We start from the raw sequence: 12,272 nt of genomic DNA, 5'->3' as shown, positions 1-12,272 counted from the left end.
GACTTTATCTGTTGTGTTCTCGGGCAGGGGATGACTGCCTTCAGCGGACGAACGCACAACCGTTGGCGTCATTGATAGTTGAACACATCGATTACATAGGTTACGTCGGAAACGCTTACCACAGTCGCTCCCGTAGTGCCATCATGGTCATCGATATCGATACGTTCGAAGAAACTCCAGAACCGGAACTGGGGGACCTGAGCAATCCGGAAAGAGTCCTCCAGTTTCTCCTCTCGAACGACGACAAAGCGTTCAAAGCTGCCGAAATTGCGGACGAAACTGGTATCCCATCGAACTCGATCGCGACTGTTCTCGGCCGCCTCGAAGACCGAGGGCTCGTTCGCCACAAGGCGGCGTACTGGGCGATCGGAGAACCGGAGCGCATCGCGTCGTTCGGTCAATACCGCCGCGTCACCGAGCGTTTGAACGAGCGATTCGGGACCGAGGACCGAGAGGCCTGGCAGGAACATGCAGCCGGGACACCGTCGACTGATGAAGACGAATGACGCGGGACCGAACTGACGTCGTGTACGGTGCGGACCCGTTCAAAGGTGACCAGTATTCGAGACCCTGGTGTATCCTGACCGACGAACAGTACCCGTTTCACGGAGACCAGTATCTCGTCGTGCCATTGACGACGAAAAATTGGTACGACGGGCTCGTTCCTATCCCTGAACGCGCGTGGATCAACGGTGGGACGCCGGAACCGAGTAATCTCGTTCCGTGGACCGTCCACACCATCGACGAGGCCGATATCGAGTTCTGGCAGGGAACGCTCGAAGCATCACTCGTCGACCAGGTCACGTCGACGCTCACGTCGTATCTCGCCGGTCGGTCGGACTGAGAGCACCAATCCAACGAGCGCGGAAGTAGTCCAAATTCGAGTGCTCTCTCTTACCGAACCGAATCGAGCAGCAACTTCTGCTCGACGCGCTTGACTTCGTGCTGGACGTCGCGGACGGCGTCGATGTTCGCCGAGATCGAGCTGACCCCCTCGTTGACGAGGAAGCGGACCATCTCGGGTTTCGAGCCGGCCTGCCCGCAGATGGAGGTGTCGACGTCGTGTTCGCGACAGCGCTCGATGACGTCGCCGATCAGTCGAAGGACCGCCGGGTGGAGCTCGTCGAAGCGATCGGCGACGTGTTCGTTGTTGCGGTCGACCGCGAGGGTGTACTGGGTGAGGTCGTTCGTTCCGAAGGAGGCGAAGTCGATGCCCGCGTCGGCCATCTCCTCGACGCCGAGTGCGGATGCCGGCGTCTCGATCATGACGCCCCAGGTGCGCTTTTCGGTATCGATTCCGGCCTCCTCCATGAGCCGCTTCGAGCGGTAGACGTCTTCGGCGTCGTTGACCAGCGGCAGCATGATCTCGACGTTGTCGTAGCCGAGGTCGTAGAGCCGTCGGAACGCTTCGAGTTCGTGGGCGAAGACGTCCGGACGGTCGAGGCTACGGCGGATGCCCCGGTACCCGAGCATCGGATTGTGCTCGTCCGGTTCTTCCTCGCCACCTTCGAGCTGGCGGAACTCGTCGGTCGGGGCGTCGAGGGTACGAACCCGGACGGGGCGCGGGTAGAACTCGTCGGCGACGCCGCGGATCCCGTCGACTAACTCCTCGACGTAGGCGTCGACACCCTCGTCGGCGATGAACTTCGCCGGCGTCCGGTTGAGCGAGAGGATCATGTGCTCGGTGCGAAGGAGACCGACGCCGTCGGCGCCGGTCGCGGCGGCGCGTTCGGCCGCTTCAGGGATGGAGACGTTGACCTTCACTTCCGTCGCGGTCATCGGCTTGACCGGCGACTGCGGGCGGACGTCTTCGACCGGTTCGGTCTCCTCGTCCGTTTCGACCGTCTTCCCGGCGAGAATCTGGCCCTTGTCGCCGTCCAGGGTGATCTGCTGGCCGTCCTCGAGTACGGTCGTCGCGTTCGTCGTCCCGACGATGGCCGGGACCCCGAGTTCGCGCGAGACGATCGCCGCGTGACTCGTCATCCCACCCTCGTCGGTGACGATCCCCGTGGCCCGCTTCATCGCCGGGACCATGTCCGGCGTGGTCATCTCTGTGACGATGACGTCGCCCTGGCGAACCTTGTCGAGGTCGTCTAACTTCTCGACGAGTCGCGCCGGACCGGCGACGCGTCCGGGGCTCGATCCGAGGCCGTCGACGAGCAGTTCGCCTTCGGTGGCCGTTCCATCGACCGACTCGACGCCTGCTGCTTCGACGCCGCTGCCGTCCGTGACGCTCTTGGCACTAGCGGTATCGGTCGCGTCGCTGATCCCGTCGGCGTTCGAAATCGTCGTGATCGGACGCGACTGAAGCATGTAGACGTCACCGTCGACGATCGCCCACTCGACGTCCTGCGGCGTCTCGTAGTGGTCTTCGACGCGCTCGCCCAGCTGGACGAGCCGGTCGATGTCCGCATCAGAGAGGACTCGCTCTTCGCGTTTTTCGGGAGCGACCTCGACCTCGACTGTCTCGCCGGTTTCTGCGTCCTTCTCGTGTTTGACCTTCTTGTCGGCGATCGTCACGTCGATCGCGCCGTTCTCTCGGTCGACGACGTAGTTGTCGGGCGAAACCGCGCCCGAGACGACGGCTTCACCGAGCCCCCAGGCGGCCTCGACGATCATCGTCGGATCGCCCGTGGACGGGTGACTGGTGAACATGACACCGGACTTCTCGGCGTCGACCATCTGCTGGACGACGACGGCGATGTTGACCGCCGAGTGGTCGAACCCCTGCTCCTGGCGGTAGTAGATCGCTCGCTGTGTGAACAGCGAAGCCCAGCAGCGCCGAACCCGGTCGAGCAACTCGGATTCGGTGACGTTCAGGAAGGTCTCCTGTTGGCCGGCGAACGACGCATCGGGGAGGTCCTCCGCTGTCGCCGACGAACGGACGGCGACGAACGCCTCTTCGTCGGACGTACCGACCTCACGGTAGGCGGCGAGGATCTCCGCTCGCAACTCGTCCGGGAACGGCGTGTCTTCGATGAGTGCTTGCGCTCGGTCGGCGGCGTCGGCGAGGGCGGCCGAGTCCTCGACGTCCACGTCGACCACTTCGAACAGTTCCTCGTCGATACCGGCGTTCTCGATGAACTCGCGGTAGGTCTTGGCGGTGACGACGAAGCCAGGCGGGACCGGCAACCCCGCCCCGGTGAGTTCCCCCAGGGACGCGCCCTTGCCCCCGACGGATTCCAGGTCGTCGGCGCCGATCTCGTCCAGCCAGAGTACAGCCATCTGTGTCTGTGTGCTTGACGGACTGAATAAAGAAGCTTCCGAAGGCACCCCCGCTCGCGAGGCTTCTTCGGCGCCTGAGTCTCCAGTGTAGCGCAATATTTGCACCATCGCCGTTCGACGTGACCGGCGCGTAGACCATCGTTTCGACGACGAATTTCGTGTCACTGAACCGACCCGTACCGACTCGAACGGACGCCAGGCCGTCTCCACACCCGGGAGGTACGCGGTACGTCGTCGCCTCGACGGGGGACGTTCGACACCGTCGCCGAATCGAACGGGCGACGAGGGACGACTGGGGCCGCGAGTGTCGGCGTCAGGATGGGATGCGACTGAAAGCGTACCGATGGGTTGCGTGTCACCGGCTACCGACCGGCGAGATACTCGGGTACCGGTCTATCGATCGAGTGATCGGCCTATCGACCGAGTGATTCGTGTGCGCTCGCGAGGTGTCGCGAGGAGAGCGCGGCGAGCAGGGAGAGTTCGCCGGCCAGCGCGCCGACGGCGATGACTTCGGCCAATGCCTCGGCGTTCTCGCCGGCCGGTTCGCCGCCGCCGCGGAGCCCGAGGACGTCGAGCGCCTCCGCCTGGGTCGGGAGGTTCGTGCCGCCGCCGACGGTTCCGACCTGGAGGGACGCGAGCGAGATACTCGCGTAGAGGTCTGCCGATCCCTGCCCGTCGCGTTCGCGTGTTTCCATGGTCGTGATTGCGTTCGAACCCTCGACGACGTGGGCTTCGTCCTGCCCAGTCGCGAGGAAGGCGGCCGCGACGACGTTTGCGGCGTGGGCGTTGAATCCCAGGCTGCCGGCCTTCGCGCTGCCGATCAGGTTCTTCCGCGTGTTGGCCTCGACGATCCCGTCGGCCGTGGTTCCCAGCCGCTCCTCGACGAGGTCGCCCGGTACCACGACCTCCGCCGTGACCGACCGGCCGCGGCCCTCGACGGCGTTGACGGCGGCCGGCTTCTTGTCCGAGCAGAGGTTGCCGGAGAGGGCCACGAGGGAGGCCGGCGTCTCCGCCTCAACGACGTCGCACGCCTCGCCGGTCGCGATCGTGGCCATGTTCATCCCCATCGCGTCCTTCGTGTCGTAGGAAAACCGCAGGTACACCGAGTCCCCGACGACGTACGGTTCGATCCCGAGCAGCTCCCCGTGACTGGTCGTCGATTCGGCGGCCGCTCGCAACCGGGGCTCGTTCTCCGCCACCCACTCGACGGTCTCGGCCGCTTCGACGACGCCGTCGACCCGGAACACGGGCGCGCGGGTCATTCCGTTCTTGGTTACGCGAGCGGTCGAGCCGCCCGAGGCGTCGATGACCGAGAGGCCGCGATTGACCGAGGCCAGCAGTGCCCCTTCGGTCGTCGCGAGGGGCAGGTAGTAGTCGCCGCTCGCAGCGCCACCGGCGACGGCGACCGGGCCGGCGACGCCCATGGGTACCTGCGCGGCGCCGACCATGTTCTCGACGTTCGACTCGGCCGCTTCGGCCGGGAACGAGTAGTCGCCGATCGTCTCGAGCGTCGCGCCGGTTTCCCCTTCGACGAACCGGCGACGGGCTTCGGCGGCGGTGTCGTGGTCCGCGTGGTCGTCCAGTTCGTAGAGTCGGAGGTCGCCGTCCCGAAGGCGCTCGGCGAGGGTCTCGGAGTCGGTCATGCGTGAGTGGAGACGTGGCCGGGTCCTAACAGTTGCTGATTCGATTCACCGCGGTGGCGGTGGCCCGTTCGTACCGATGGTGCCCTCGGTTCGCCGATGGCGCAATCGTTTTGGGACTGCCCCGCACCGGTCCAGTCATGACCGAGGCTGCAGACGTCGTCCTGCTCGACGGTGAAGTCCACACGTTGGCCGGATCGTCGACCGATGACAGTACCGATGCGGCGGTCGGGGACGTCGTCGACGTCCACGAGGCCGTCGCGATCCGCGACGGAGAGATCGTTCGCGTCGGGCGGACGGTCGAGGTAGAACACCTCCAGGGAGTCGAAACGACCGTGATCGACTGTGCGGGCCGGACCGTCGTCCCGGGCTTCGTCGATGCACACACGCACATGGAGACGCAGGGGCTCTACCTCGTCCACGCCGACCTCTCCGATGCCGAGAGCCTCTCGGACGCGCTCGCCGCACTAGAGCGCCAGGCGGAGACGGGCCGCGAGTGGATCCTCGGGTTCGGGTACGACGAGAGCGGGTGGCCGGAGTCACGCTATCCGACTCGCGAGGATCTGGACGCCGTCAGCGAGGAGCGGCCGGTCGTCGCGATGCGTGTCGACATGCACACCGCGTCGCTCAACTCGGTTGCGCTCGATCGGATGCGTCCCAAACTCCCCGCCGAGGACGTTCGGACGGAAAACGGCGAGCCGACTGGCGTGGTCGTCGAGGACGCCGCCACAGAAGTCTGGAGCGGTTCGGAGGACAGTGACGCCGAGACGCGCGAACTCGTGACCGCCGCGATCGACCACGCCACCTCACTCGGCGTCACCAGCGTCCACGAGAAGGTTCGAAACTCTCGCGCGCCACGGATCTACCGCGAACTGGATCGCGACGGCGACCTGGACTGTCGGGTTCGCCTCGATTACTGGAGCGACCACCTGGAGACGGCGATCGACGTGGGGCTGGCGACGAACGCCGGAAGCGACTTCGTCCGGACCGGCGGGATCAAATCCTTCACCGACGGGAGCATCGGCGCCCGGACGGCGAAGCTGTTCGAACCGTACGAGGACGTGGACGCCGAAGCCGACGTGTCGGCCGACGACGCCACGGAGAGCGCGTCCGCCGGCGACGCCGACGACGGCCGCGGCCAGTGGGTCGTCGAGCCCGACGAACTCCGCGAGATCGCCGACCGAGCCGTCGATCACGACTTTCAGCTGACCGTCCACGCGATTGGCGACGAGGCGATCGGCGCCGCGATCGACGTCCTCGCCGACACGGACACCGTCGGGTCCGCGCGCCACCGCATCGAACACGTCGAACTTGCCACCGACGAGCAACTAGGGCGGATGGCCGACGCCGGGATCGTCGCGTCGATGCAGCCGAACTTCCACCAGTGGGCGAACCCGGGTGGGTTGTACGATCAGCGTCTCGGGGAGCGGCGTCGGACGCGATCCAACCGACTTCGAACCGTCGTGGACGCCGGCGTCCACCTGGCGTTCGGGTCGGACAGTATGCCGCTCGACCCCTTGCTCGGCGTCCACCACGCGGTCAATGCACCGGGCGCGTCCCAGCGCCTCTCCGTGACAGAGGCCATCCGGGCGTACACGATCGGCGCCGCGTACGCCGGGTTCGACGACGATCGTCTCGGGACGATCGAAGTCGGCAAACGTGCGGACCTCGCCGTCCTCGAGGACTCCCCGTGGGCCGAGCCCGACTCGATCGACGAGATCGACGTCGCGGCGACGCTTGTCGACGGGTCGCTCGTTCACGATCGGTTGTGACGTAGTGACTCCGCCGGGCGCAATCGACGGTGGGCCGGCCGTCGCACGTGCTGTGACTGACCGACCGGCTTTATCGGTCCGTTCGGTCGACGTTGTGTCAATGTTCGACCGTTCGCTCGGCCACGTCGGCCTCTGTCTGGTCCTCCTCGGCTGGGGGCTGTACCTTCCCGTTACATACGGTGCCGCGATCCGGTCCGGAACGACTGTCGTCGACGGTCAGGCGACCCAGCCGTGGGTCGGTACACTCTCGATCCTCGCGGCACTGACGGGCGTAGCTGGCGTCGCCGCCGCCGTCGGCGTGTGGGGGCGATGGGCCCCGGGTCGCCGACTCGGATTCACGTTCGTCCTCGGATGGGTGCTCGTCGAGGGGGTCGCGATCTGGGGCTGGCTCGAGGGCCCACGGGTCGCGCTGGCGGTCGTCCGAGATCCGATGGCACCGGTCGTTCGGCTCTGGGTCGCGATTTCGATCGGGCTGTACATCTGGGCGTGGGCCGGCGCGTACGTCGAGTGTTCCCCAACGCTCGAGTGAGCGCCGCCCACACGACCTACACGAGTGAGCGACCGGGAGTCGACGAGGGAGCCGTGTCTCGTCACGTGAGCATCCGTCCGCCGTCGCGACTATCCCCTGGGTGTAACCGTCGTCGAGACATCGGCCCGCTCTCGGACCCGGCACTGAGGCACCGACCCGCTCCCGGATCCGGCACCGTTATTGTCCGCAGGGAAGATCCGTTCGTATGGCACACGCGCTCGTCATCGGCGGCACCCGGTTCATCGGCCGCCACCTGGTCGACGACCTGCTCGCCCACGACTACGAGGTGACGTTGTTCAATCGCGGCACCCACGAGAATCCGTTCGCCGCCACCGACGGCGTCGAGCACGTCCAGGGCGACCGGACAGACGACGGTGACCTCGCCGCGGCGGCCGCGGTGGACCCCGACGTCGTCTTCGACTGTGTCGCGTACTTCCCGCGCGACGTTCGTCAGGCAACGCGGGTCTTCGACGACGTCGACGCCTACGTCTACATCTCCAGCGGATCCGCCTACGGTCGGGAGGACATCCCGAAGCGGGAGGGATTCACGCCGCTGTGTGAGTGCACCGACGAGCAGGCCACGACCGACGAACCGGAGACCTACGGTCCGCGGAAGGCGGAAGGCGACCGCGCCGTCTTCGAGGCAGCCGCCGATGGAGTCAACGCGATGGGTGTGCGGCCCCCGATCGTCTACGGGCCGCACGATTACACGGAACGCCTGGACTACTGGATCGATCGCGTTCACCGCTTCGATCGGGTGCTCGTCCCCGGCGATGGAACGAACCTCTGGCACCGCGTCTACGTCGAGGACGTCGCGAGCGGCCTGCGCGTCGTCGCGGAAGCGGGCGAGGCCGGCGACATCTACAACGTCGGCGATCAGCGGGCGGTCACGATGCGCGGCATGGTGGAACTGATCGACGAGTCGCTCGCGGCGGTCGATCCCGACCACGAGGCCGGCGTCGAGATCGTCACCGCGGGTCCGCGCGAGCTCGCCACCGCGGACCTCGAACTCGACGACTTCGTCCTGTATCGCGACCCGCCGCACATGCTCTCGACGGAGAAGGTTGCGGCCCTCGGCTGGGAGTCGACGCCGCTCTCCGAGGCGATGGAACGGACGGTGGCCGACCACCTCGAGTCGGATCGGACCGGCCGCGAGAACGGCCCCGACAGGGAAGACGAGGAACGCGTGCTGGGCGTCCTCGATACCGTCTGATCGAACCCGCCGCCTCGATCTCGCCTGACCGCATCGCCGCCTCGATCTCTCTCGACCGCATCGCCGTCTCGATTCGGAGCCGCACTTAAGGTCGTTCGATGCCTGCGTTCTAGCGTGTGTACGTTCATCCTGGCCTGGCGGGTGTTCGACGACACACCAGTCGTCGCCGCGGCGACGCGCGACGAATCCCTCGATCGGCCGTCGGAGCCACCGGCGCGGTACAGCGACGATCCGATCGTCGTCGCTCCGCGCGACGCCGAGGCCGGCGGTACCTGGATCGGTGTCAACGAACACGGCCTCCTCGTCGCGGTTACGAATCGGTGGACGGACGCCGAACTCGCCGGTGACCGGTCGCGCGGATCGCTCGTGGCCGACGCCCTCGCATCAGCGTCGGCGGCCGCGGCGGCCAACCTCGTGGCCGATGCGGTCGAAACGGACGAGTACGACGGATTCTACCTGGCCCTCGCGGACTCGTCGGACGCGATCGTCTGTGCGTGGGACGGAACGCTCGACCGCATCGACCTCGATCCGGGCGTTCACGTCCTCGTCAACGTCGGATTAGCGGCGGATCCCGCGGTGCCGTCCCGTCGCGAATCGGTGGGTCGGGAGCACGCCGAGAACGCCAGGCTGGTTCGGACCGCGCTCGCGCCCGATGCGGACGACTCGCCGACCGACTGGCTCGATCGCGCGCGCCGGGTGATGGCCGACCACGACTACGGCGTCTGCAGGCACGGCGAGTCGTACGGCACGCGATCGGCGTCACTCGTTTCGGTCGGTGCCACGACCTCCTACGAGTACGCGGACGGCCCGCCGTGCGAGGCACCCGTCGAGCCGGTCGGTCTCGAAAGCCACATTTAAGCGGATTGGTACCCCTTGTTGACGTATGGAGACAGGGTTCCGGGTACGACGACGCGTCGACGAGGTGGAACGGTGAGTCTCGCAGAAGTCGAGGCCGACCTCTCTGAGGACGAGCGGGCCGGTCTCGAACTCGTTCGGGAGTCTGGCGGTATCCACCAGAGTGACTTCTGGAAGGAACTCGGCGTGTCCTCTCGCAAGGGCAGTCGAATCGTCGAGAGCCTGGTCGAGAAGGAACTCGTCGATCGCGAGGAGGCGGTCTACGACGGCCACAACACGTACTACGTCGCGCCGACTGCTCGTGATCTAGACTTCACCCTGCTGATGGCCGGTGACATGCTCTCGCCGTTCATCGGCGAAGAGGAGGTCGACCCGAACAGCGACGCCTTCTCGCAGTGGATCATGAACCTCGCCTACGAGGAGTGACGGCGACTCGATCGGTCGAACTCGCGTACCCCCGATCGATCCGCGCGCGGACCGCCGTCGTCCGCACTCCGTGAAACGTCGATCGCCGATCGTCACTATCACCCGCCGTCGTCGGTGACGATCAGGGCGACGTGACCGGAGACGAACGAGGAACCGTGATCGAGGACGAAGCGGGGACTCGGGGCCGAGGATACCGCACGACTGAGTGGAACGCGGACAGGGGACGCGGGCGCCGACGATACGACACGACCGAGGGTTCGGACGAGAACTCACGAGCGTGGCAGCTGTCGTTCCACGAGCACGTACGGGTCGCGTTCGCGATTGTAGTACGGGACGTCACCGGCGATCGCTTCGATGATCCGGCGGTGTACCTCGCGTGCGGCTCGCCCTTCGTCTGGCGAGAGGTGGTGGCGGCCGCGGACGTCGTCCCAGAATCCGTCGTCGAGCCAGTAGAGCGTCTCGTCGTTCGACCGGTGTACCACGTCACTCTCGGCGAGCCCCTCGCCCGCGGCGAGTTGTCGACCCACGAGTTGCGCCCTGGCGAGGACTGCGACCAGCTGTCGACGCGAGACCGGTGCGTGCAGGGCGACGTCGTCGATCGTGTCACCGAAGTACGCTTCGACGAGGTCGCACGCTCGCGAAAACTCGTCGAAGGCGACATCCTGTGTGGGTTCGTGAATCATCGTCGACCAGCGCGTTGCTGGCAGGATTCGGAGACGGAGGATAAAAATCTACCCTTGTACCGGTCCGTTCGCTGACAGGGGTGAGTTCGATGCACCCGCCGCCAGTACCGAGCCGACACGTAGTCCGGCCGGATCGCGTCGCGTCCCTCGCTCGTCGAATACGACGGCGATCTGGTGACCGGTCCAGTGCCGACCGATCGGTCTCGGTCGATCGATCGTCGGTTGTCCGTCTCACTCGAGCGCGCTGGCGATCGAGATGATCGTCCGTTCGCCAAAGGCCGGGCCGACGAACTGGATGCCGACTGGCAGTCCGTCCGTCTCGCCCGCCGGGACGGAGATGGCCGGCAGGTCGGCCAGGTTGGCGGGGACTGTGTTCGCGTCGGCGAGGTAGAGCGCGAGTGGATCGTCGAGACTCTCACCGAGTTCGAACGGCGGGACGGGCATGGTCGGTGACGCGAGTACGTCCACTTCGTCCAGGACGCGATCGAAGTCCTGTTTGATCCAGTCGCGGGCCTGCTGGGCTTTCGCGTAGTACTTGTCGTGGTACCCGGCAGAGAGGGCGTACGTCCCGAGCAGGATGCGGCGCGTTACCTCCTCGCCGAAGCCCTCGGCGCGTGTCTGTGCGAAGGCCTCGTTCCAGTTCCCATCGGCGTCGCTCGAGTGACCGTATCGGACCCCGTCGTACCGGGCGAGGTTCGAGGACGCCTCGGACATCGCGATGACGTAGTACGCCTCGACGGCTCGTTCGACCGAGGGAAGGTCCACGTCGGTCGTCTCCGCTCCCTGGGATTCCAGGTCGTCGACTGCCGCTTGGAACGTCTCGACGACGCCCTCGTCTGCTCCCTCGACGAGCTGTGTCGGAATACCGATCGTTGCTCCGTGGACGTCGCCGTCGGCGGCCGTCGCGTACGATCCGTCGCCGGGATCCTCACGGGTGGTCGCGTCGCGCTCGTCGGGGCCGGCGATCACGTCTAGCAGCGTCGCTGCGTCGGCGACGGTCGGCGCCAGTGGGCCGATCTGTTCTAAACTGTTCGCGTACGCGACGAGCCCGTACCGCGAGACGAGCCCGTAGGTCGGTTTGATGCCGACGACGCCGCAGAACGCGGCGGGACAGCGGATCGACCCGCCCGTATCGCTGCCGAGGGCGAGGTCGGCCGCTCCGGAGGCGACGGCCGCGGCCGACCCCCCGGAGGACCCGCCCGGCACGTGACCGGGTGCTGCGGGGTTGTCCGTCGGTCCGACGAACGACGTCTCCGTGGTCGTCCCCATTCCGAACTCGTCCATGTTCGCCTTTCCGACGATCGTCGCGCCGGCGTCGCGAACCCGTTCGACGACGGTCGCGTCGTACGGCGGAACGTAGTCTTCGAGCATGGCCGACCCGCAGGTCGTCCGGACCCCTTCCGTGGAGATGTTGTCCTTGACGGCGATCGTCCGCCCGGCGAGCGGCCCGTCGTCGCGGCCGTCGAGTTCGGTTTCGGTGATGAACGCGTCCGACATGATCAGGAGACGTTCGGCCCTTTGAACCGGCCGTCTTCGGTCTCCGGTGCGTTCCGTAGCGCCTCCTCGTTGGTCAGCGAGGCGCGGGTGACGTCCGGACGCAACACGTTGGTCAACTCGGTCGATCCGTCGACGGACGGAACGTCTTCGAGGGCGTCGAACGCGTCTGTAATCTCCTCGAACTGCGCGGCGAATCGATCGACTTCTTCGTCCGCGAGTGAAACCCTGGCCAGACGTGCCACGTGTCGGACCTCGTCCTCGCTGACGGCGTCGTCGCTCATGCGCGGTGAGACGATTCTGCCGGGAGTAAGGGTTTCGATACACCGCGCTCGCGCCGCCAAGTCGACCACCCTGTGTCGAACCCGTCTGTGACGAACCGCGTGAGTGTCTCACGCTCTCCGCAGGCAGATCGGTCCGAGCGGCGAATCCTGC

At 66.4% G+C, this 12,272-nt stretch carries 12 protein-coding genes; 7 read left to right on the top strand and 5 right to left on the bottom strand.

Annotated features, from left to right (window positions below; genetic code table 11):
* The first annotated feature begins 143 nt into the window (after positions 1 to 143).
* Positions 144 to 506 (top strand): helix-turn-helix transcriptional regulator, encoded by a 363-nt coding sequence (locus NO366_RS16290; protein WP_256531838.1) that lies wholly within the window; start codon positions 144 to 146, stop codon positions 504 to 506.
* Positions 503 to 844, top strand: coding sequence for a type II toxin-antitoxin system PemK/MazF family toxin (locus NO366_RS16285; protein ID WP_256531837.1), 342 nt, complete (start codon positions 503 to 505; stop codon positions 842 to 844). Before NO366_RS16290 ends, NO366_RS16285 begins: the two co-directional genes overlap by 4 nt.
* Positions 845 to 894: 50 nt before the next feature.
* Here NO366_RS16285 and ppsA read toward each other — a convergent pair whose 3' ends face one another.
* Together ppsA and hmgA are read right to left on the bottom strand one after the other, a co-directional pair.
* Entirely contained in the window at positions 895 to 3,225 is a 2,331-nt protein-coding gene (gene ppsA / locus NO366_RS16280) for a phosphoenolpyruvate synthase (RefSeq protein WP_256531836.1), read from the bottom strand.
* 413 nt (positions 3,226 to 3,638) lie between these two features.
* The gene (gene hmgA / locus NO366_RS16275) at positions 3,639 to 4,868 is read right to left on the bottom strand and encodes a hydroxymethylglutaryl-CoA reductase (NADPH) (RefSeq protein ID WP_256531835.1); all 1,230 of its coding nucleotides are present in this window, start codon (positions 4,866 to 4,868) and stop codon (positions 3,639 to 3,641) included.
* Positions 4,869 to 5,005: 137 nt separating this feature from the next.
* On the opposite strand from hmgA, the gene NO366_RS16270 reads away from it, so the two are divergent.
* The 5 genes from NO366_RS16270 (at position 5,006) to NO366_RS16250 (ending at position 9,660) form a co-directional block, all read left to right on the top strand.
* A complete protein-coding gene (locus NO366_RS16270; RefSeq protein WP_256531834.1) occupies positions 5,006 to 6,637 on the top strand; it encodes an amidohydrolase in 1,632 nt (543 codons plus the stop codon).
* A 100-nt stretch (positions 6,638 to 6,737) separates the two neighbouring features.
* Positions 6,738 to 7,166: a hypothetical protein gene (locus NO366_RS16265; protein ID WP_256531833.1), complete on the top strand. Its 429-nt coding sequence runs from the start codon at positions 6,738 to 6,740 to the stop codon at positions 7,164 to 7,166.
* A gap of 205 nt (positions 7,167 to 7,371) precedes the next feature.
* Positions 7,372 to 8,379, top strand: a complete 1,008-nt coding sequence (locus NO366_RS16260; RefSeq protein ID WP_256531832.1) for an NAD-dependent epimerase/dehydratase family protein — start codon at positions 7,372 to 7,374, stop codon at positions 8,377 to 8,379.
* 114 nt (positions 8,380 to 8,493) lie between these two features.
* Complete coding sequence (locus NO366_RS16255) at positions 8,494 to 9,237, top strand: NRDE family protein (protein ID WP_256531831.1); 744 nt, start codon at positions 8,494 to 8,496, stop codon at positions 9,235 to 9,237.
* 72 nt (positions 9,238 to 9,309) lie between these two features.
* Positions 9,310 to 9,660, top strand: a complete 351-nt coding sequence (locus NO366_RS16250; RefSeq protein WP_256531830.1) for a helix-turn-helix transcriptional regulator — start codon at positions 9,310 to 9,312, stop codon at positions 9,658 to 9,660.
* A gap of 269 nt (positions 9,661 to 9,929) precedes the next feature.
* Here NO366_RS16250 and NO366_RS16245 read toward each other — a convergent pair whose 3' ends face one another.
* From NO366_RS16245 to gatC, 3 genes are all read right to left on the bottom strand, one after another.
* Positions 9,930 to 10,343 carry a DUF8048 family protein gene (locus NO366_RS16245; protein ID WP_256531829.1) on the bottom strand — a complete coding sequence of 138 codons (414 nt, stop codon included), beginning with the start codon at positions 10,341 to 10,343 and terminating at the stop codon, positions 9,930 to 9,932.
* 231 nt (positions 10,344 to 10,574) lie between these two features.
* The gene (gatA, locus tag NO366_RS16240) at positions 10,575 to 11,843 is read right to left on the bottom strand and encodes an Asp-tRNA(Asn)/Glu-tRNA(Gln) amidotransferase subunit GatA (RefSeq protein WP_256534041.1); all 1,269 of its coding nucleotides are present in this window, start codon (positions 11,841 to 11,843) and stop codon (positions 10,575 to 10,577) included.
* A complete protein-coding gene (gene gatC / locus NO366_RS16235) occupies positions 11,843 to 12,121 on the bottom strand; it encodes an Asp-tRNA(Asn)/Glu-tRNA(Gln) amidotransferase subunit GatC (protein WP_256534040.1) in 279 nt (92 codons plus the stop codon). Before gatC ends, gatA begins: the two co-directional genes overlap by 1 nt.
* Positions 12,122 to 12,272 lie beyond the last annotated feature (151 nt).

The organism is Halovivax cerinus (genome assembly GCF_024498195.1).
GTDB classification, from domain to species: Archaea; Halobacteriota; Halobacteria; order Halobacteriales; family Natrialbaceae; genus Halovivax; species Halovivax cerinus.
This window is presented reverse-complemented; position numbering and strand designations above follow the sequence as displayed.

Bases quoted from the DNA above. Each gene is read 5' to 3' on its own strand.
- hmgA (WP_256531835.1), bottom strand. From the start codon at position 4,868: ATGACCGACTCCGAGACCCTCGCCGAGCGCCTTCGGGACGGCGACCTC.
- ppsA (WP_256531836.1), bottom strand. From the start codon at position 3,225: ATGGCTGTACTCTGGCTGGACGAGATCGGCGCCGACGACCTGGAATCC.
- NO366_RS16270 (WP_256531834.1), top strand. From the start codon at position 5,006: ATGACCGAGGCTGCAGACGTCGTCCTGCTCGACGGTGAAGTCCACACG.
- NO366_RS16260 (WP_256531832.1), top strand. From the start codon at position 7,372: ATGGCACACGCGCTCGTCATCGGCGGCACCCGGTTCATCGGCCGCCAC.
- NO366_RS16245 (WP_256531829.1), bottom strand. From the start codon at position 10,343: ATGATTCACGAACCCACACAGGATGTCGCCTTCGACGAGTTTTCGCGA.
- NO366_RS16285 (WP_256531837.1), top strand. From the start codon at position 503: ATGACGCGGGACCGAACTGACGTCGTGTACGGTGCGGACCCGTTCAAA.
- NO366_RS16290 (WP_256531838.1), top strand. From the start codon at position 144: ATGGTCATCGATATCGATACGTTCGAAGAAACTCCAGAACCGGAACTG.
- gatC (WP_256534040.1), bottom strand. From the start codon at position 12,121: ATGAGCGACGACGCCGTCAGCGAGGACGAGGTCCGACACGTGGCACGT.
- NO366_RS16265 (WP_256531833.1), top strand. From the start codon at position 6,738: ATGTTCGACCGTTCGCTCGGCCACGTCGGCCTCTGTCTGGTCCTCCTC.